At 62.4% G+C, this 19,753-nt stretch carries 16 protein-coding genes; 10 read left to right on the top strand and 6 right to left on the bottom strand.

Translation table 11 applies throughout. The annotated features are described in order from the left end of the window. Positions 1 to 7 precede the first annotated feature (7 nt). The 7 genes from OKW28_RS35160 to OKW28_RS35130 are packed head-to-tail and all read left to right on the top strand — an operon-like array spanning position 8 to position 8,373. Positions 8 to 832 (top strand): HpcH/HpaI aldolase family protein, encoded by an 825-nt coding sequence (locus OKW28_RS35160; protein WP_429452252.1) that lies wholly within the window; start codon positions 8 to 10, stop codon positions 830 to 832. A gap of 20 nt (positions 833 to 852) precedes the next feature. Next, positions 853 to 2,034: an acyl-CoA dehydrogenase family protein gene (locus OKW28_RS35155; protein ID WP_429452250.1), complete on the top strand. Its 1,182-nt coding sequence runs from the start codon at positions 853 to 855 to the stop codon at positions 2,032 to 2,034. A 12-nt stretch (positions 2,035 to 2,046) separates the two neighbouring features. Further along, positions 2,047 to 3,825, top strand: coding sequence for an FAD-binding protein (locus tag OKW28_RS35150; protein ID WP_429452248.1), 1,779 nt, complete (start codon positions 2,047 to 2,049; stop codon positions 3,823 to 3,825). After that, positions 3,818 to 5,041 carry a CaiB/BaiF CoA transferase family protein gene (locus tag OKW28_RS35145; protein ID WP_429452246.1) on the top strand — a complete coding sequence of 408 codons (1,224 nt, stop codon included), beginning with the start codon at positions 3,818 to 3,820 and terminating at the stop codon, positions 5,039 to 5,041. The genes OKW28_RS35150 and OKW28_RS35145 overlap by 8 nt, the downstream gene beginning before the upstream one ends. After that, the gene (locus tag OKW28_RS35140; protein ID WP_429452244.1) at positions 5,038 to 6,678 is read left to right on the top strand and encodes a GMC family oxidoreductase; all 1,641 of its coding nucleotides are present in this window, start codon (positions 5,038 to 5,040) and stop codon (positions 6,676 to 6,678) included. The genes OKW28_RS35145 and OKW28_RS35140 overlap by 4 nt, the downstream gene beginning before the upstream one ends. Further along, on the top strand, positions 6,675 to 7,424 hold the full coding sequence (locus tag OKW28_RS35135; RefSeq protein ID WP_429452242.1) for an electron transfer flavoprotein subunit beta/FixA family protein: 750 nt from the start codon (positions 6,675 to 6,677) through the stop codon (positions 7,422 to 7,424). Before OKW28_RS35140 ends, OKW28_RS35135 begins: the two co-directional genes overlap by 4 nt. A 13-nt stretch (positions 7,425 to 7,437) precedes the next feature. Next, positions 7,438 to 8,373 carry an electron transfer flavoprotein subunit alpha/FixB family protein gene (locus tag OKW28_RS35130; RefSeq protein WP_429452240.1) on the top strand — a complete coding sequence of 312 codons (936 nt, stop codon included), beginning with the start codon at positions 7,438 to 7,440 and terminating at the stop codon, positions 8,371 to 8,373. An 804-nt stretch (positions 8,374 to 9,177) separates the two neighbouring features. Here the strand turns inward: OKW28_RS35130 and OKW28_RS35125 are convergent. Next, positions 9,178 to 9,522: a BON domain-containing protein gene (locus tag OKW28_RS35125; protein ID WP_429452238.1), complete on the bottom strand. Its 345-nt coding sequence runs from the start codon at positions 9,520 to 9,522 to the stop codon at positions 9,178 to 9,180. A gap of 740 nt (positions 9,523 to 10,262) precedes the next feature. Between OKW28_RS35125 and OKW28_RS35120 the strand changes: the two genes are divergently transcribed. Continuing rightward, positions 10,263 to 10,580 carry a DUF4148 domain-containing protein gene (locus OKW28_RS35120; RefSeq protein ID WP_429443982.1) on the top strand — a complete coding sequence of 106 codons (318 nt, stop codon included), beginning with the start codon at positions 10,263 to 10,265 and terminating at the stop codon, positions 10,578 to 10,580. Positions 10,581 to 10,895: 315 nt separating this feature from the next. Beyond that, entirely contained in the window at positions 10,896 to 11,144 is a 249-nt protein-coding gene (locus OKW28_RS35115; RefSeq protein ID WP_429445243.1) for a hypothetical protein, read from the top strand. Between the two features lie 606 nt (positions 11,145 to 11,750). Here OKW28_RS35115 and OKW28_RS35110 read toward each other — a convergent pair. The 3 genes from OKW28_RS35110 to OKW28_RS35100 all read right to left on the bottom strand — a co-directional run bounded on the left by OKW28_RS35110 (position 11,751) and on the right by OKW28_RS35100 (position 14,800). Beyond that, positions 11,751 to 13,475 (bottom strand): cytochrome c biogenesis protein DipZ, encoded by a 1,725-nt coding sequence (locus OKW28_RS35110; RefSeq protein WP_429452236.1) that lies wholly within the window; start codon positions 13,473 to 13,475, stop codon positions 11,751 to 11,753. 171 nt (positions 13,476 to 13,646) lie between these two features. Continuing rightward, on the bottom strand, positions 13,647 to 14,405 hold the full coding sequence (locus tag OKW28_RS35105; RefSeq protein WP_184070408.1) for an alpha/beta fold hydrolase: 759 nt from the start codon (positions 14,403 to 14,405) through the stop codon (positions 13,647 to 13,649). A gap of 89 nt (positions 14,406 to 14,494) precedes the next feature. After that, the gene (locus OKW28_RS35100) at positions 14,495 to 14,800 is read right to left on the bottom strand and encodes a putative quinol monooxygenase (protein WP_187637994.1); all 306 of its coding nucleotides are present in this window, start codon (positions 14,798 to 14,800) and stop codon (positions 14,495 to 14,497) included. Positions 14,801 to 14,909: 109 nt separating this feature from the next. Here OKW28_RS35100 and OKW28_RS35095 point away from each other — a divergent pair, with 109 nt between their 5' ends. Beyond that, positions 14,910 to 15,869, top strand: coding sequence for a GlxA family transcriptional regulator (locus OKW28_RS35095; protein WP_429452234.1), 960 nt, complete (start codon positions 14,910 to 14,912; stop codon positions 15,867 to 15,869). Between the two features lie 1,499 nt (positions 15,870 to 17,368). Here OKW28_RS35095 and istB read toward each other — a convergent pair. Both istB and istA read right to left on the bottom strand, forming a co-directional pair. Next, a complete protein-coding gene (gene istB / locus OKW28_RS35090; RefSeq protein WP_429446572.1) occupies positions 17,369 to 18,136 on the bottom strand; it encodes an IS21-like element helper ATPase IstB in 768 nt (255 codons plus the stop codon). A 12-nt stretch (positions 18,137 to 18,148) separates the two neighbouring features. Continuing rightward, positions 18,149 to 19,672 carry an IS21 family transposase gene (gene istA, locus OKW28_RS35085; protein WP_429446574.1) on the bottom strand — a complete coding sequence of 508 codons (1,524 nt, stop codon included), beginning with the start codon at positions 19,670 to 19,672 and terminating at the stop codon, positions 18,149 to 18,151. Positions 19,673 to 19,753: the final 81 nt, after the last annotated feature.

Genomic DNA, 19,753 nt, shown 5'->3' with positions numbered 1-19,753 from the left:
ATCCATCATGCAAAGCATCAAGAATCACGCAAAAGCGCAACTGGCCGCGGGTGAGCTGGCACTCGGCATGGGCCTGCGCCAGGCCCGCACCGTCGACATCGCGCAGATCGCGCAGACGGCCGGTTTCGACTGGCTGTTCATCGATATGGAACACAACTCGATGGACATCGACACGGCCGCACAGATTTGCGCCGCCGCGCTGGTGGGCGGTGTGACGCCGATCATCCGGGTGCCAGGGCACGAGCCGTTCCACGCCACACGACTGCTCGATACCGGCGCGATGGGCATCGTGGTGCCGCACGTGAGTACGCCCGAACAGGCCGCGCGGATCGCCAATATGTGCCGCTTCCCGCCTGCCGGCGGACGGTCGATCCCTGGCATGCTGCCACAGGTCGGCTTCCAGTCTCTCCCGATCGCCGATGTGGTTCGCGCGATCAACGACGAGGTGCTGGTGGTGGCGATGATCGAAACCCGCGAAGGGCTCGAGAACGCCGACGCGATCGCGGCGGTGCCGGGCATCGACGTGCTGCTGGTCGGCGCGACCGATCTCGCGGCGGATCTCGGTATTACTGGGCAACTTGGCCATATGCGTGTGGCGGCCGCCATCGACGCCGTGTGCGCCGCATGTCACTGGCACGGCAAGGTGCCGGGCGTGGGCGGGGTGTACGACGAAGCACTGATGACCGCGTACGTGCGGAAAGGCGCGCGTTTCATTCTCTGCGGCTCGGATCTTGCGTTCCTGATGACGGGGGCGAAGTCGCGTTCGGGAATGTTGCGTGCAATTCCGCTCGGGCAAGTTGAAGAAGTCGTGGCGCAACGCAAGGTGTCCTGATCGGACAAGGAGGAGACAGAGTGAATCCCGAATACGCAGGCAATCTGGTCAACCGGCGCGACCTTAAACCGTATCTGAACGCCGATCAATTCGAGTTCCGCGATTCAGTGAATCGTGTGCTGACGCGCCATGCGTCGCCGGAATATGTCCGCCAGTGCGACGAAGAAAAGCGCTTCCCAGAGGAACTCGTAAAGGTGGCCGCCGAACAGGGCTGGTTCGGCATCACGCTGCCCGAAGAGTACGGCGGCGTCGGTGGCTATCTTGACATGGCCGCTTATCTGGAGATCGTCGCGTATCACACGATCGCGCTCGCGCGCTTCTGGAATGCGAACGTGAACATGGTGGGCGGCGCGCTGGCGCGTTTCGCGCCAGACGATATCAAGGGCGAGTTGTTGCCGAAGCTGGCTGAAGGCCGTGCCTTTTTCGCCTTCGCCCTCAGCGAAAACGGCTCCGGCTCGGATGCTGCCTCGCTGACGACGCGCGGCGTGGCTGACGGAAACGACTTCATATTGGACGGCACCAAGATGTGGATTTCCGGCGCGATGCAGGCCGACTATATCTTGACCGCTGTGCGCACCAATCCAGAAGCGAAGAAGCACGACGGGATCAGCCTCTTTCTGGTACCGAAGGAATCTAAAGGCCTCACGATCAATCCGATCGATCTGCTCGGCGGCCACGCCATTCGCACCTGCGAAGTGGTGTACGACGGCGTCCGCGTCCCAAAGGAAATGATCGTGGGCGGCCTGCACGTGGGCTGGAAAAAGCTCACCACAGTGCTGTCGAAGGAACGCATCGCATTGTCAGCGATGTGTGTGGGTGGCGCGCAGGCGGCGATCGATCTTGCGCGCTGGTATGCGAACGACCGCAAGCAGTTCGGGCAGTCGATCATCGATTTTCAGGCGGTATCGCACCTGCTCGCCGACATGCAGACGCGCGTGGATGCCGCCCGCATGATGGCATTTCGCGCGGCCAAACTGCTCGAACAAGGCGAAACGTGCGACGTCGAGTCGTCGCAGGCGAAGTACCTCGCATCGGATACGTACGTGCAGGTCGCCACCGACGGCATCCAGATCATGGGCGCCAATGGCTACTCCGCCGAATACGCGATGCAGCGCCATTACCGCGAAGCCAAGATGTTCCAGATCTTCGGTGGCACCAATCAAATCCAGCGCAACATCGTGGCGCGCGCGCTTAAATCGTAAGCGGAGACAGACGTGACGGCAGTTCAGACATTGGAGAAACTCGGCTTTGGCGTCGACTACGCGCAAGCCGACGTAGTAGTGGTTGGCGGTGGCGGCGCGGCTTCGCGTGCGGCGGTGTCGGCGGCCCAGGCGGGTGCGAAGGTCCTCCTGCTGGCAAAGGCGCCGGTCGGGCAGGGCGGCAGCACGGTGCACGGCGCGAGCGAAATCATGAGCATGGGAGCGGCCGGCTATGGCAGCGCCGACGACAGCGCCACGGTGCATTACGAAGACACGATGCGTCCGGCGGGCGGCTTCATCGACCGCGAGCTGGTGCGCGTGCTGGCGGAGGACGCACCGAAGCGCATTGCTGACCTGATCGAACTCGGCGTGCCGTTCGACCGCGTCAGCGATGGCTATAAACTCATCCGCAGCGACTTCGGCACGTATGCGCGCGCGCTCGGCGTGGAGGGAAAAACCGGCAAAGCCTTCGTGAGCGCGCTCGCGGACGAAGCCAGGAAGCTCGGCGTCGAGACGCGTCAGCCGGTGGCGCTGATCGACCTTCTGCGTGATTCAAGTGGGCGCGTGAGCGGCGTGGTTGCGATGGATCTGGCTTCGCGGCGGCTGCTGGAGGTTTCCGCGGGCGCCGTTGTGCTTGGCACCGGCGGTGCGCACGGTCTGTTCTCGCAGCAAGTCTCGACAGCAGAAATGACCGGTGACGGCCAGGCCGTCTGCTTCCGCCATGGCGCCGAACTTGTGAACATGGAGTTCCACCAGTTCGGGCCGGCGATGGTGCACCCTTACGTGCAACTCTTCAGCAAGTCCTGCTTCATTCTGCATCCGAGGATGCTCAATCGCGACGGTCATGAATTCCTCGCGGACTACCTGCCGGTAGGCGTGACGCCCGAAGCCGCGATGGACGAGAAAGTGTTCCCGTTCACGATCTCGAATGAATCGCGCTACATCGATATCGCGATCGCAACGGAAATCGCTCAGGGCAGAGGTACGGAACGCGGTGCGGTGCACTTCTCGTTCGCCGACATCCCAGAGGAGCGGTTGGCGGCCACTATTCCCAACACCCTGCGCTGGATGCGCGCGAAGGGACTCGACCCGAAGCGCGATCCGCTCGACGTCGGGATTGCGTTCCAATGCCTGAACGGTGGCGTGCGGATGATCAACACCGACGCGATGTCGACCATCGAGGGGCTGTTCGTAGTAGGGGAACTCGCGGGCGGCGTGCGCGGCCCGGATCGTCCGGGCGGCAACTCGCTTGCCGAAGGTCAGGTTTTCGGTCATCGCGCAGGCGTCGGCGCGGCCGCATTTGTGCGCGACAGTGGCGCGCCGGGGAAGCCCGAGGTAACGCCGCTCGCAACGCGCCTCGGAACAGCGCTAAAACCGAATGTCTGGTTCGACGCTCAACGTATCGCCTCCGTTCTGCGCGCGGCGATGCAGGCGCATTGCCTCGTCGAGAAGACGGAAAGCGGTCTGAACATCGCGTTAGCCGCCGCTCGCGAGGCGCGCGCGCAGTTCGCCGCGGGGGGTGCCGCCACGCCGCCGCAAGTGATCGATGCGTTGACGATCGACAACATGGCGACCACTGCCGAAGTCATCTTGCAGGCGTGTATCGAGCGGCGCGAATCGCGCAGCAGCCACTACCGCACCGACTTTCCCCAGCGCGACGACGCCCGTTTCGGCCATGCGTCGACCATCACGCGTGGTGAGGCCGACCCGTTCCGTCTCGCCTTCGACGTGCTCGATTACCCGCGTGCCGAATTCACGGACGCATCGCATTTGCAGGCGACACATCATGGATAAGCAACAAGTCGGCCCGTTGTCGGGTTACCGCATTCTCGATCTCACCGTCATGACCGCTGGTCCGGTCGGTACTGTGCTGCTCGCCGACCTCGGCGCGGACGTGGTCAAGGTCGAGGAGCCGATGGCGGGTGACCTCTCGCGCAATCTGGGCAATCAATTCGTCCAAGGCGAAAGCGTGCAGTTCCTCTCGCAGAACCGCAACAAGCGCAGCATCCGCCTCGACCTGAAGTCGCCGAAAGGGCGTGATGCGTTTTTGCGCATGGCGGAGCAGGCGGATGTGGTCGTCGAGAACTTCCGGCCGGGCACGGTGGATCGGCTCGGCATCGGCTACGCGGCCGTGAAGGCGCGCAATCCAAAGATCGTCTACGCCAGCGTGTCGGCGTTCGGACAAAGCGGTCCCTACGCCGCATGGCCCGCGAACGATCCGATCGTACAGGCAGTGGCCGGTCTCATGGACATGACGGGTGAAGCTGGCGGCAATCCAGTCCGGCTCGGTGCGCCGTTGCCGGACTTCGGCGCGGCGGCGCTGCTCGCGTTTGGTATTTCGGCCGCGTTGTTACATCGCGAACGGCATGGCGAAGGTCAGCGTATTGATACGTCGCTGCTGTCGGCTGCGCTTTTCAGCACCATCCCGCGAGACGGCGAGACGCTGAGAAGCGGCAAAGCGCCCGAGCGTCTCGGTAGCGGCCATCCGACGATGGTGCCGTACCGCAACTATCAGGGCTCCGATGGCCGTTATTTCTTTGCGGCCTGCTTCACCGAGAAATTCTGGCAGAACCTTTGCCGCGCGTTGGGCCGCGAAGAATTGCTGAGCGATGAACGCTTCACCGGCAACACCGCGCGGACTGCGAATCGGCATGCACTCGACGTGATCCTCGAGCAGCACTTTCTGCTGCATACCGCGGAATACTGGGTAGCGCATCTGAGCGCCGCGGACGTGCCATGCGCGATCGTGCAGGACTATCACACCGCGCTGACGCAGGACCCGCAGATCGCGCATAACCATGCGGTCGTCGAGATTGAGCATCCGGTCGCGGGTAGGGTAACGAACATCGCGAGTCCGGTGAATTTTCACGGCAGCCCCGTCGCCTACCGCCATCCGCCGCCTACGCTCGGACAACATACGGCTGAAGTACTTGCCGAATTCGGCTTCGACGAGGAGGAGATCGCAGCACTCGAAGGTCGTGAATTGGTCGCTGCCGGAGCGAAGTCATGAAATCGTACACAGCGGACTATGTGATCGTCGGCGCGGGGACGGCGGGCTGCGTGCTTGCAAACCGCCTGACCGAAGATCCGAACATCAAAGTGATTCTGGTCGAAGCCGGCAAGCGCGATCGTCACCCGTTCATCCACGTGCCGGCCGGCTTCGTGCGATTGCTCGATCATCCAACTGTGACATGGCGCTATCACACTCAGGCCGACGCCGAGACGAGCGGCCGTGCAATCCTGTTTCCGCGTGGACGCGGACTCGGGGGGTCCAGCGCGATCAACGGCCTGCTATATGTGCGCCCGTTTGCGGAGGATATCGATAGCTGGGAGCAGTCGGGCGCGAATGGCTGGAACTTCGACAACTGTCTGCCGTTTTACAGCCGCTCCGAAACGTGGACCGAGGGCAGCAGCCCGCAACGAGGCACTCACGGTCCGATCCAGGTCAGCCGGGTGAACAACCCGCCGGAGATTTGCGGTGCGGTCGTCCAGGCCGCCCAGAAGACGGGTCTCGATTTCGTCGATGATCCAAACAGCGACACGCGCGGTCCGTCGATCTGGTACTACCAGCAAACGCGCGACGGACGTCGCCGGTCGAGTGCAGCGCGGGGTTATCTACGGCCGGCAATGGCGCGGCCGAATCTTACGGTGGTGACCGGCCTTCAGGTGTCCAGGCTCGAGGTGAGCGGCACGCACGTGAGCGGCATCAATGGGACGACGAGCGCGGACATTCCGGTGCAGATTCGCGCGACCCGCGAGGTGATTCTGAGCGCGGGTGTGATCGGCACGCCGAGGCTGCTCGAAATGAGTGGCATCGGCGACAAGGATGTGCTGGACAATGCAGGCATTAAAACGCGGATCGCGTTGCCGGGCGTGGGCAACAATTTGCAGGATCACTATGTCGTTCGGCTCGGCTATAGGGTGCGCGGCGCGGGTACCGCGAACGAGCGCTCGCACGGACTTGCTCTCGCGCGCGAGCTGATGCGCTACGTCGTGTCAGGGACCGGCGTATTGACCTATAGCGCGGCGATCGTCGGCGGCTTTGCGCAGACGCGCCTCGCCACGCGTCCCGACGTGCAGTTCGTCATCGCACCAGGCAGCTTCGTCGCGGGACGGATTGGCGTGCTGGAGTCGGAGCCCGGTGTCTCGTGTGGCGTCTGGCAGATGCGCCCGGAAAGCCGTGGGCATGTGCACCTCACCAGCAGCGAGATCACGGCAGCGCCGACGATTGCACCATCGTACCTTAGCACTGAACTCGACCGTAACACGATGGTGGAAGGACTCAAGATTGGCCGGCGGATCTTCGCGCAGCCCGAGGTCGCCCGTTATATCGTCGATGAAACCGTACCGGGCCGTCAGGCCGAGACCGACGAAGCGCTGCTGCAATACGTGCGTGACAATGGCTCAACTGTGTACCACGCGGTTGGCACGTGCCGGATGGGCGATGACGCAATGAGCGTTGTTGATTCTGAAATGCGGGTGCGCGGAATGACAGGCCTGCGCATCGTCGATGGCTCGGTGATGCCGTCGATAACCTCGACCAACACCAATGCGACGGTGCTAATGCTGGCTGAGCGCGCAGCGGACATGATCCGTTCGCCGATGGCGGCGCACGCGGCGTCGACGTATTCGAAGGAGACGATATGAAACTGCTGGTGGGTGTAAAGCGAGTAGTCGACTACAACGTGAAGGTTCGAGTCAAGTCGGACGGCACGGGCGTCGACATCGCGAACGTGAAGATGTCGATGAATCCGTTCGACGAAATCGCGGTTGAAGAAGCCATGCGTCTGAGGGAAGCGGGCGTCGCGACCGAAGTGATCGCCGTGTCGGCGGGTGTTGCGCAGGCGCAGGAAACGCTGCGCACCGCGCTCGCGATCGGCGCGGATCGCGCGATCCTGATCGAATCGAACGAAGACCTGCAGCCGCTCGCAGTCGCGAAGCTGCTCAAGGCGCTCGTCGACAGGGAGCAGCCGCAACTGGTGATCCTCGGCAAACAGGCGATCGACGACGACTCCAATCAGACCGGCCAGATGCTCGCCGCGCTCGCGAATCTGCCGCAGGCGACGTTCGCGTCGAAGCTTGTCGTGGCGGACGGCAAGGCGACGGTGTCGCGTGAAGTGGACGGCGGCGCGGAAACGCTGTCGCTGACGCTGCCGGCCGTGGTCACGACCGATCTGCGCCTGAACGAGCCGCGCTACGTAACGCTGCCGAACATCATGAAGGCGAAGAAAAAGCCGCTGGAAACGATCAAGCCCGAAGATCTCGGCGTCGATGTCACGCCGCGTCTGAAGACGCTGAAAGTCGCCGAACCGCCGAAGCGCTCGGCCGGTGTGAAGGTGCCGGACGTGAAGACGCTGGTCGAGAAGCTGAAGACCGAAGCGAAGGTGCTGTGAGGAGACCCAAGAAATGACGAACCTGGTAATTGCAGAACACGACAATGCGTCGATCAAGGCCGCGACGCTGAACACGATCGCAGCGGCTCGGAAGATCGGCGGTGATATTCACGTGCTGGTCGCGGGTCACAGCGCGCAGGCTGCCGCCGATGCGGCAGCGAAGATCGCCGGCGTCGCGAAGGTGCTGCTCGCCGACGCGCCGCAACTGGCCGAAGGCCTCGCGGAAAACGTCGAAGCAACGGTGCTGAACATCGCGAAGCACTATTCGCACATCCTCGCGCCGGCCACTGCTTACGGCAAGAACATCGCGCCACGTATCGCCGCGAAGCTCGACGTCGCGCAGATCAGCGACATCACCGCAGTGGATAGCGCCGACACGTTCGAGCGTCCGATTTACGCGGGCAACGCAATCGCGATCGTGCAATCGGCTGACCCGATCAAGGTCATCACCGTGCGCTCGACCGGTTTTGATGCCGTTGCGGCCGAAGGCGGCAGCGCAGCGGTCGAGAAGATCGAAGCGGCAGCCGACGCAGGCCTCTCGCAGTTCGTGAGCCGCGAAGTGACGAAGCTCGATCGTCCGGAACTGACGAGCGCAAAGATCATCGTGTCGGGTGGCCGTGGTCTGGGCAATGGCGAGAACTACATGAAGGTGCTCGAGCCACTGGCCGACAAGCTCGGCGCGGCACTGGGCGCATCGCGTGCGGCGGTCGACGCGGGCTTCGTGCCGAACGACTATCAGGTCGGCCAGACCGGCAAGATCGTCGCGCCGCAACTGTACGTCGCGGTCGGCATCTCGGGTGCGATCCAGCATCTGGCCGGCATGAAGGACTCGAAGGTCATCATCGCGATCAACAAGGATGAAGAAGCGCCGATTTTCAGCGTGGCCGATTACGGCCTCGTTGGCGATCTGTTCACGGTCGTGCCCCAACTTCGCGATGCACTGAAGTAGCTAAGCCCTCATCGCTCACACGACTAAGGTTGCGGCTAAGTGTGTTCACGACCCACTTGAGGTTGTAGGCCAATATCCGACCGACGGGAATATGAACAGCAGACCCCCATATACCCGAAGATGGAGCGGTTGGGCCCTTTCGCCGATCCTGCGGAACGCTTCGTTGTTCGCCTCATTGTCATCTGCGATGAACAGATCTTGGAACTTGACGCCGGTGTGCCATGCATCCAGCCTCGCGTGGATCTCTTTCGTCGTAGACCGGGTTGCAACCGTCAAACGCGTCAGCAGGCACCTGTACATCGATCCCGCGAATTTCCACTAGGCATCGTTATGCAAACTACAAAAGAGTTGTAAATAGCGCGGGTTGAGCATTGACGGCTTTGGCCTTATGTCCAGAGATCGCGGCGCCGAAGGGGGTAGCCGAAGTCCGCTGCGCACTGCACCAGCCAAATTCCATAAGGTTGCACCCACTCGGCTATGGGGTATAAAACGGGGCACCCGTTAATAATGCGATAACACGATGGTATTTCGGAGCACCCCCCTGCACGATCGGATATTGCAGCCCCCAGTGCAGCAGTCAGACGTTGGGCGTCCGCTGGTCCCTTGCTAGCAGCCGTTGATACACAGACATTTGCTGTGACCGTTCCGGGTCGATCACGGTCGGCCCCGAAACCGGCGAACGTGATAGAGCGCAGGGGAATGCCCGTCAAGGCGCAGACGCACTGTTCCTTTGACGGAACCGCTGGTCGCGCGCACCCCAGGCATCGCTGTCTCGTCCGTCATCTGTTTTCCGGCGAGCGCGCGTTATTGCGGCCTCAGGTGTAGATCGTTGCTCACGGATTGCACCCCCGCCACGCCGCGCGTCACGGCAAGCGCTTGCTGAATCTGTACCTCTGCATCCACGTATCCTGACAACTGCACGACGCCTCGATACGTGGCGACGCTGATCGGCAAGGATCTCAGCCCTGGGTCTGCGACGAGCGCCTGCTTCATCCTGGCGGCGAGCGCAGCGTCGTCAGTGGCGACCTTCCCCGGCGCGGTCACGGCCTGCGTCGCTGTCGACTTGCAGCCGTTGATGAACACGAACGCGGGGAGCGCGAATGCCGCGACCATCAGCAACCGGCTTTTGATGTGTGGCACGTCTCGCATGTCGGCTATGAGATCCTGATTCGTGAACAGCGGGCGTCATTCGGGTTGGCTTCGAGGTGCACATGTGCGCCCTCGTCGAGTCCACCATGATAGTGCAGGGTGGCGAACTTGCGACCGAGCCGACTCCGCCAACTCTGTTCATGCTGCGAGGCGAGTCTTTTGCTCAGTTCGGCCGGGAAGTGGCGCGAGGTCGCGGGCCGGTAAGGCGGGTGGTACGGCTCAGTTCGGCCAACTACGGTCGTTGGTCCGAGCTTCCAAACGGACATTCGAACGTCTTCTCCGCCCCTGCCAACAGACGTTCGGATTCAAGACACCATCATTGCGTTTCCGGCCGAAGCAGGAACTCGCCCCCCGCATCCGCAGCCCGTGTCGAGCACCCGCTTTCACCGCGCGGGTGCTTCAGTAACAGCGTGTTTGACCCTCCCGAACTACGTCGCGATGGTCGTCCCTGATCTAGCAAACGACAGTTCAGATTGCCGCATCGCAAGCGTGGCCAAAAAGCGTTCGATAGACCATTCGACGGTTGCAGCCAAACGTATCTCTTGCCGATGATTTCTGCTGGTTACGCTTCGCAGGCAATCCGAACATGACATCAATGTAATGTGAGCGTCAGCGTGCATCAACCTTCGTTGTACAGAATGAAGCTTACTCACTCCCGTTTCCGACGAGATGGTGAGATCGGAGGCTTCAATCATCGCGCGTGAAGCTCCTCATACCCTAAATTCAGGAGGTGATTCACTATGAAGGCTCTTATCTATGCAGCGCTGGTTGCCGGCGTACTTGTCGCTCCCGCGGTCTCTTTTGCACAGGACGCTACCGCGCCGTTGTCACGTGCCGAAGTGCGCGCTGATCTAGTTCGGCTAGAACACGCCGGGTACCGGCCGGCCGCCAATGATGTGCACTACCCGGCAGATATCCAGGCGGCTGAGGCGCGGCTTCAAGCGCAGAACGTCACGATGTCGGGGAGCACAGGCGAAGGCGGAGTGTCGGATGGCTCCTCGCAGGCGGGTGCGCCAACGGCGACCGAAGGTACTCACTCGATCTACTTCGGTCACTGATGCCCGGATGTCCTGCGAGCTATGATCGGCGATTTTACCTCGGCCTGCTAAGGGCGTGATCGTTCACGCGGGATGCTTCGAGTCGAACAATCGCGTCGGCGAGCGGAGTCAGAAATGTGCGACCCGCCCGGTTAGGGCAGTGCAACGTCCGTCTGAAAGACGGACGTATAAATAACATATTATCGTTATCGTAAAAAACATTAACTATCGTAAATTGACGTCCGGCCCTACGCTTTAATCATCCCGTCGCATTGTGCTCAGGTCGCAGCGCTTGAGCCGCTAGCAGGCTGAGGGACGCGATCGAAGGAGATGGTCATGAACACTGCCGAGAAGTCCCTGCATTATCTGGTGGAAAAGTGGCTTGCGCCCGCTCCGCACACGCAAATTCGCGTACTCCAGTTTGGGCATATACGGGAAGACCGGAGGCGCTACGTGCAGGTCGAGGCATCAGCGCCGAACGGCTCGCATGCAATCTTTTTCTTTCGGCACGACGACGGTTGCTGGTGCGTATTTCCGCCCCGGATCGCGCGACCCTCAATGACCGATAATCGGCGTGCAGCTTGAAGTGCATAACGGGCTCGACAAAGCGGCAAGAAATAAAAAAAATGGGCAATTGCAGTTCGAATAGATTTACGGCAACTGCTTCGAATCGCTCGGCGTCGGCTCCAATGTGGATGCCCCATGCGCACATATTCGACGTTACTTCCGAATGTCCTATCTCTATAGTCAGCCATTTCAACGGGCCGCCCTCGCCAACCGCTGAGATGCGACGTTGATCCGCTGCTAGGCGGTCCGAACCATTGTTCGTGATCGCCAGGATCAGACATGGATGACCGGCTGCAGTCCAAGAGCATGAAATCCCGTTTGACCGATCACTTGCCATCCCACATGTCTAACGAGCGGCCGCTACACCATTGGCAACTGACGTTGAGTTCGCGCCGGATCGAAGGGCTGCTCCGGGTCGGGTCGACTTGCGACGATCCTCCGCTGCGGGCCGGCAAGCGGTTCTCAATTCAGCTATCGGACCGGGTTCGGCCATGAACGGTCACTGGCTGGCGGGTTGGCCCGGACGATCAATCGTCGGCTCGACTCAGAATACGGCCATTCGGCCTGCAGTCGCATGCGTGACGGCGTTGGTGCATAGAGACGGGCATTGGGCAACGGTGGGACTCAGCCGAACGTGAACGCGTAAGCCAGCACGCCAGGGTCGAGAAACGTGATTTCGAAGGTGCGTTCGCCGCTACCATTGGCCTGCCGCACGAGCTGGTAGAGGCGCTGCCCGGTGACCGTGCCGTAGCCATACGCATCGATGTCCGTGCCGCGGTCGGCGCCCGGCGCCTTGCCGTCGATCAGCACGCGAAAGCGCACGGGCTGGCCGTCGCGGCCGGGCCCCAGCACCAGGTGCAGGTCGCGGCCACGGAAGCGATAGACGATACGTCCGTTGGGGCTGTCGAGCCGCGCATTTTCGTCGCTCACCGACCAGCGCCCGTCGAGCGCCCACTGGTTGGCCATCAATGTCGGGGGCGCATGATACGTCGAGGTCGTGTCCTGCGTCATCTGGCCGCCGGCGAAGTTCTGCGCGCGTGCGTAGCCGACGTAGGTTTCCGGCGAGCGACTGGCATCGCCTGAGCCGGCGGCGGCCTGTGCGCCCTGCGCGTTCGGTTGCACGTAGCCACCCGGCAGGTCCTTCTGGCCGCCCTCGGTGAGCAGCCGGCGGATCACGTCCTCGCTTTGCTGGTAGTCGCCTTCGCCAAAGTGGTGGTGACGAATATGCCCCTGCGGGTCGATGAAGTAATGCGCGGGCCAGTACTCGTTGCCGAAGGCCTTCCAGATGGCGTAACCGTTGTCGATTGCGACCGGGTAGTCCACGCCCAGGTCCCTCACGGCGTGGATGACGTTGCCCGGATCCTTCTCGAACGCGAACTCGGGTGCGTGCACGCCGATCACCACCAGGCCGTAATCCCTGTACTTGTCAGCCCAGCCCCGCACGTAGGGCAGCGCGCGGATGCAGTTGATGCAGGAGTAGGTCCAGAAATCGACCAGCACCACCTTGCCCCGCAGCGACTGCGCCGTGAGCGGCGGGCTGTTGAGCCACTGGGTGGCGCCATCGAGCGTGGGCAGATCGCCTTCCACCGGCAGCGTGTCGCCGGCCTTCACAGCGATCTGCACGAGAGGTGCAGGACGCACCGCGTCGATCAGCTTCTGTTCGATGCCGCCCGTGCTGGCCAGCGACACGCGTGTCAGCAGCCCGGTATCCAGCCCCAGCGCGATGGCGGCCACACCTGCCAGCACCAGCACGCCCAGGGCGCGGCGCACCCATTCGCCAGCGCCCAGCGAGCGCTTCATCAAGGCGAAGACGCGTCCGCCAATCAGCAGCGCCAGCGCGAGCGAGGTCGCCGCGCCCGCCGCGTAGGTCAGCAGCAACAACGTCGTCTGGACGCTGGCGCCCTTGAGAGCGGCGCCCGTGAGTAGCAGGCCCAGGATCGGGCCGGCGCAGGGCGCCCACAGCAGCCCTGTGGCCACGCCCAGCCCGGCCGCCGAGAGCACCGAATCGTCCTGGCTCCCGGTGTGCTCGGTGAGCTTGTTGCCGAGCGCCACGAACGGACGGGTGATCCATTCCGCGACGCGCTCCGAGAGCAACGTCAGGCCAAGCACGGCAAGCACCGCCAAGGCGACGAAGCGGCCGTACTGGTTGGCGCGGACGGCCCAGCCGCCGCCGACGGCGGCCAGCGTGGCGACCACGGCGAAAGTCAGCGCCATGCCCACCAGCATCGGCAGTCCATTGCGCGCGAACGGGCGGTCTGCTCGCGAAAATACGAAAGGCAGCACCGGCAGGATGCACGGACTGAGGATGGTCAGTGCACCGCCGAGGTAGGCAAGGATCAGTAATAGCATGGTGGCGACATCCGTGAAGGGTTAGGGGTAAGTGCCGAGCTGAGCGACATCCACCCGCGATTGCCGCGATTTGACAACCCACGTGGGTATCTGCGATGGGGGCGGGCCGACTGGCGACGGTGTCGGCCGTCGGCGCCAAGCCGACAGGTGCCCCATCGAGACGATTACCGGTCAGTTCGTCGACTTCGCGGCAACCTCAATCACTCGCGCGACCGCGGCCGGCTGAGAGATAAAGACAGCGTGGCTTGCGCTCACTTCGGTCACCTTGGCACCCGAGCGTTGATACATCCAGCGCTGAAGCTGGGGGCTCACCATATGATCCTGGGTAGTCAGGATGGCGTAGCTGGGCTTGGTTCGCCATGCCGCCACAGAGACCGGTGCGCCCAACGCTTTCTCGGCGAGTTGATCCTGCGAGTCCGCCAGGAATTGCGCGTCCGATGGCGAGACGTCCGCTGCAAAGTTCTCACGGAATTTCGCCGGCGGGAGGAAGAAATACTTGTCCGGCGTCGCCCGCATCGCATCGTTGGGCGCGGCGAACTTCTGCAACAGCTGACCGCTGGCTTCGCCGGCGTCGGGTTGCAGTGCGGCCACATAGACGAGCGAGCTGACCTTCGGGTCCGCACCTGCCTCCGTGATCACGGAGCCGCCATAGCTATGGCCGACCAGCACAACCGGGCCCTGCTGCTGATCAATGACGCGCCTGGCGGCATCGACGTCTTCTGCAAGGCCCGTGAGCGGCTCCTGCACGATCGCCACATGGTAACCATCCTTGACCAGGATGTCGTGGACGGCCCGCCAGCCGGAGCCATCCACCAGTGCGCCGTGAACGATGACAACATCTTTCGCAGCCGCCTTTGCCTCGGCGTGAGCCATCGTGGCGCCCAGGGCAATCAGGGCGGCAATCGCCAGGTTCTTTCGCAGTGCAAACATTTTACTCTCCAGGATTGTCTGTAGTTGCCCGTCGTTTCGCGCAATCACGCTTGACGGGCGAGGATTGATCGGTGATAGATAACCGGGAATCAGGCCAGCTCGTGCTTCATAGCCAGAACGTCGATCAGCTCGACCGACGGCGGACTTGCCAGCATCTCCCCGACTCGCGCCATCAGCGAGTTGGCCATGTCGCCGGCAAGGTGTGCCTGGCGATCCTCTTCGCTCGCAAAGGCGTCGAAGACGCCGAACGTCGTCGGCGAGAGCTTCAGGGCGAACCAGATCGGTGTGGTCGCCTCCCGATTCGTCATCTCAAGGCCGGCGTCAAGGAAGTCTGCTACCGCCTGCTCCTTTCCCGGCCTGGCTTCAAGTCGTACGAATAGTGCTTTCTTGATCATCTTTGCTCTCCGGTATCCGCGTGATCCATTCACCCGGTGAGTGACACTTTACAAACGGAGCGCGCCGGGAAATACTGTCGCAATCGACAACTTTGGTATCGATTCGGCCATGCGGATTTTTGTCCTTGCGCTCGAGGGGGTGTTCGACACCGGCCTCACCACCGTGCTCGATGCCTTGACGACGGCCAACGAACTGGCGCGCGCGACCGGGATGGCCACGCCGGGATTCGAAATCACTGTTGCGGGGATGCGGCCAGAGGTGCGCACCGCGCTCGGGCTGCAGGTGCCCGTCCGCGATACGACAGACGGACCCGCCCCGGATTGGGTTGTTGTACCGGCTCTCAACAGGACGACGACGGACCTGCTCGTGCCTTCGCTCGGCCGGGCCGACGTGATCGATGCGCTTGGTGCATTGCGCGCGTGGCACAGTGCCGGCGCACATATCGGAGCCGCCTGTACGGGTACCTTCGTGCTGGCCGAAAGCGGCTTGCTCAATGGGCGTGAAGCCACCACCACCTGGTGGCTCTCACCGGTGTTCCGGCAGCGTTACCCCGACGTGCACCTGGATGTGCATCGCATTATCGTTCCCAGCGGCGACACGGTGACGGCGGGGGCCGCCCTGAGCCATCTCGACCTGGCGCTCTGGCTGATCCGCAACAACAGCCCGGAGCTTGCGGCGCTCGTGGGCAAGTACCTCGTATTCGATTCGCGGCCGTCGCAGTCTGCCTTTGCGATCTCCGATCACCTGGCCCATTCGGACCCGCTCGTCGAGCGTTTCGACCGCTGGGTGCGCGAACACCTCGCCACGGCAATCGCACTCGACGACGTCGCGGACGCATTGGCGACGAGCAAGCGGACATTGACGCGACGTCTGAATGAAGTGCTCGGTAAAACGCCCATCGAGTACATCCAGGATCTGCGGGTCGAGCGCGCCGTTCATCTGCTGAAAACGAGCAAGGCCAGCGTGGATCGCATCGCCGAGCAGGTCGGCTACGCCGACGGCGTCACCTTGCGCACGCTGCTGCGGCGGCGTATAGGTAAGGGGGTCCGTGAGTTGCGGGCGTCATGAGTCTTATCGACCAATGGAGTATGCCGGTGGTCGTGCTCGACCGATCCCACCGGGAGGATTTGCCAGCTGAAGCGAGGGGTCGAATGACGGCTTCGCCCTGGAAACGGCCGTCATTCAGAGTAAGCAGGGAAGACCGCTTCACGGCCTTCGGCATCGGGCAGTAGTCGGTCATGAGCGCTCGTCCGGACAGGTGCCACGATCGCCAATAACATGTAATCTCGGCTAGCCCACCTACACTGCCAAGGAGTTGTTGGGCTCGGTGCGGACATACGGGCGCAGATCACTTCATGAAACAGTTGAGGAACACCTCGGTCGTCGTGCAGGCGGATCCACCGCGCGCGTTACGCGTCTGTTGCGCATCACTCGCTGACTGTGCGCAGTGAAGGCGAGGAGTGGCAGATGGATTTCGCCAGCGAAATTGACGACCTTGCCAAGGCGCTGGAACGGCTCGGGATCGATACAGGCCAGGGGCTCATTACTCCGATGAAACGAGACGATGAAGACGACGAATGATGCTCTTGACGTGTCGCCTGTGGCGCTCCCGGATGTCCATGATGGGCTCACCAAGGTACTGTTCAAACGTACAGTAGCGCGCGCTTCACGTAACGGCCTAGACTTAACACGTGGACAAGAACGCGGAGTGAGTTATGGTCACCAGGACTGTCCGACGGACACTTTCCGGTCTGACTTCAGCGATTGCGCAAGCGCCGAAGAGTAAGCATCGGATCGAACATACCGTGAAATCGGCTCAGCAAATGGCCGACGAGGCCTGGAGACGGACGACTCACGGACTGCACAACTCCCTGATGCGTAAGGATCCGAAAGGGTGATTTTCGCAAGCCAGACGCAAGACTGAGCTCGCCGGGTTGGACGCATATGCTGTTTCTCCCAGAACCGGATGCGGAGGCACACTATGTCGAGCAAAAGCGATAGGGACAACAGATCCAATCAATTGAATCCCAACAATCCAGCGTACGCGAGTTCTCGCGCGGGCAACTTCCGCGATGATGATGACGATTGGGAACCCGTCTCTTATGTCGATCGATACTTTTATACTCCGCCTCGCGCGACCACGTTTCAGGCGATAGGGCAGTACGGAGTTGGGGTGGTTTCGCAAGAAGGGGAAGCGAGGTTCGTTACATTTCGTCTGGAAGCCACCACTAGCGCGACCCTCCTTTATACCCACGCAAGCTTGCAGTCGCGCGTAGAGGACTATTTCGAGCGTTTCGCGATCCATGTACATGGGCTGTTCCACACGCACTTCAAAGCTCCGCCGGTCTTGTATGTCCAGTTTGATGGAACATCTGGCCGGCTACCGTGGCACGTTCCGCTCAACCTGGAACAACCCGAGACGATGCAGACGTTTCTGATGTCGCACAAGCCGCACATGAACTGTGCACCCGCTCCGTGCGCATTTCGGCGAACGTGACCGCCGATTTCGGGAACGTGACCGATTTGGCGGGATAAGCGTTGCGCGATATCGATTGTAGGTTTCCTTGTCAGTTCTGGTCGAGTTCGGGCTCCATGATGTTGGGTTTGAGGGGGGCTTTTCTGAGCGATTCGCCGGTCAGCGTGATCCGGTGATGACGCTGCATGAGACGGTCGAGCATCGCATCGGCGATGGTCTCGTCGCCGATCCAGCCGTGCCAGTGCTCAATCGGTAACTGGCTGGTGACGATCGTCGCTCTGCCGGCCGAGCGATCGTCGATCATTTCCAGCAGGTCGTTTCGAACCATCGCGTCAAGCGGCGCCATGCCCCAATCGTCCAGTAGAAGGACGTCAACACGGGCAAGCTGCAGCAGCCATTTGGTGAAGCCGCCGTTGCCGTGCAGGATTCGCAATTCCTCGTTCAGTCGCGGGACACGCAGGTATAGAGCTGAATGCCCCCGCCGGCAGGCGTACTGCGCGAGGGCGCAGGCGAGCCACGATTTGCCTGCTCCGGTGGGCCCGCTGATGAGCAGGCTGTAGCCGGCCTCGACCCAGTCACCGAGCGCCAGGCTCATGAGCGTGCGCGGATCCACGCCCCGGCCGGCGCGAGTATCGAGATCTTCAATGGCGGCCTGCGGATACTTGAGGCGCGCCTGCTTGAGCAGTCGGGTACGACGGCGATCATCGCGCCAGCTGGCTTCCCGGTCGACCAGCAGGGACAGGCGTTCCTCGAAGCTCAGACTGGCCGCGCCGGGCTGCGTCAATTGCTCTTCCAGTCCGTCAGCGAAGCCTTCGAGCTTCAGGGTGCGCAGTTGTGTCAGTGTCTGTTGCATCATCATGGCGGGTTCTCTTTATTGGTAGTAGCCGGGGCCGCGTACATGCGCGTGGCTTGGACTGATCCAGTCAGCAGGTGTGGCCGACGCAGCGCGGTCGCGGTTGTTGACCAGGATGTCGCGCACATGGCGGTAGCGGTGTACGCCCAGTTCCAGCGCCAGCGCGCAGGCCGCTTCAAGCCGTACACGGCCGTAGCGACGTGAGAGCGAGAGCAATCCGAGGCAAGCCCGATAACCGTGTTCCGGATGACGCTGCTCCTGCAGTAGCCGGGTGACGAGCACGCCGGTTGCCGCGCCGATCTGTTGGCCCCAGTGAATCAATCGCTGCGGCGTCCATTCGAGGTGGGCGCGGTGTGCGGCCGGCATGTGTTCGACGACGGTGGTGTAGTCGCCGGCGCGATCGTTACGGGCGTGGCTGGCGACACGGCGACCGCGATGCAACAGTTCAACCGCACCGGCCGTAATGCGCGCATCGAGCTTGAGGCCGACCAGCGCATGCGGCACGCTGTAGCGGTGTTTGTTGATCTCGACGTGATAGTCGATGTGAACAGTCACCGTCTTGAAGCGTGCGAGTTCCCAAGGTTGCGCCGGCAACGGCGACAGTGCCGGCGCGTCCAGTTGTGCGAACGCGCTGGCGCGACAGCCCGGCAGTTTCTGGAACGGGCGCTCGTTCAGGTTCTTCAGCAGCGGACGGATGGCGTCGTCGACCGACTGGACCGAAGCGAAGCGGTGATGACGCAGGCGCGCCATGATCCAGCGTTCGACGACCTGGACTGCCACCTCTACTTTCGGTTTGTCCTGTGGGCGATAAACGCGAGCCGGCAGGAATGAGGTGCCGTAGTGGCGCGCAAAGTCCAGCACCGTGTCGCCGGCCCGAGGTTCATAGCGGTCGGGATCGGCAATCATGGCGCGCGGGTTATCCGGCACGATCAGTTGCGGCACGCCTCCATAGAACGTCAGCGCGCGTGCGATGCCGCCGAGCCAGTCCTCCATCGTTTCTGCCGGCGTGGCGCACGCGAACGTGTAGCTCGAGGCGCCCATGGCGGCCACGAAGATGTGTGCCCGGCGTCCGGTGGTCAGCGGCAACGTGGGGCCGGCGAAGTCGACGAACAGCTTCTCGCCGGCACGATGAATCTGCCGCATCGAGCGCTTCAGGCGTTTCGCAAACGTCCTGTAATGCTCGCAGAACTGCGTGTAGCGGTACGTTTGCCGGTCCGCGAACTCAGCCTGGTACTCTTCCCACAGCAGCGTCAGCGTCATGCCCTTGCGGCGCAGTTCCTGATGGATACGCCCGTAATCGGGCTGCGCGTAGGCCGCTGGCCCCGTGGGTTTGCCGAGCAGCCGCCTCTCGAGCTCGCCTTCGTCCATATCGCTGGCGCTGGCCCAGTCGAGTCCGGCGGCGCCGGCCAGTCCGAGGTACTTCGTGACCCCGCCCTTGGAAATGCCCAGCGACGCGGCGATCCGGTCGTGCGAGAAGCCGCCGTCAAATTTAAGTCGTAAAACGTCCTTGATCATGCGCATGTTCATCCGGTGCGCGGGCATGGTCTCTCCGGCCAAAGCCGGCGAGCATAGCCCGCGTGGTTGATGTCATGCGCAACGCCGATCCTGTCTTCCGGTCCGACC

The organism is Paraburkholderia sp. 40 (assembly GCF_050434105.1).
Taxonomy (GTDB): domain Bacteria; phylum Pseudomonadota; class Gammaproteobacteria; order Burkholderiales; family Burkholderiaceae; genus Paraburkholderia; species Paraburkholderia tuberum.
Note: the sequence above shows the minus strand (reverse complement) of the source record. Positions and strands in the feature narration are given on the sequence as shown.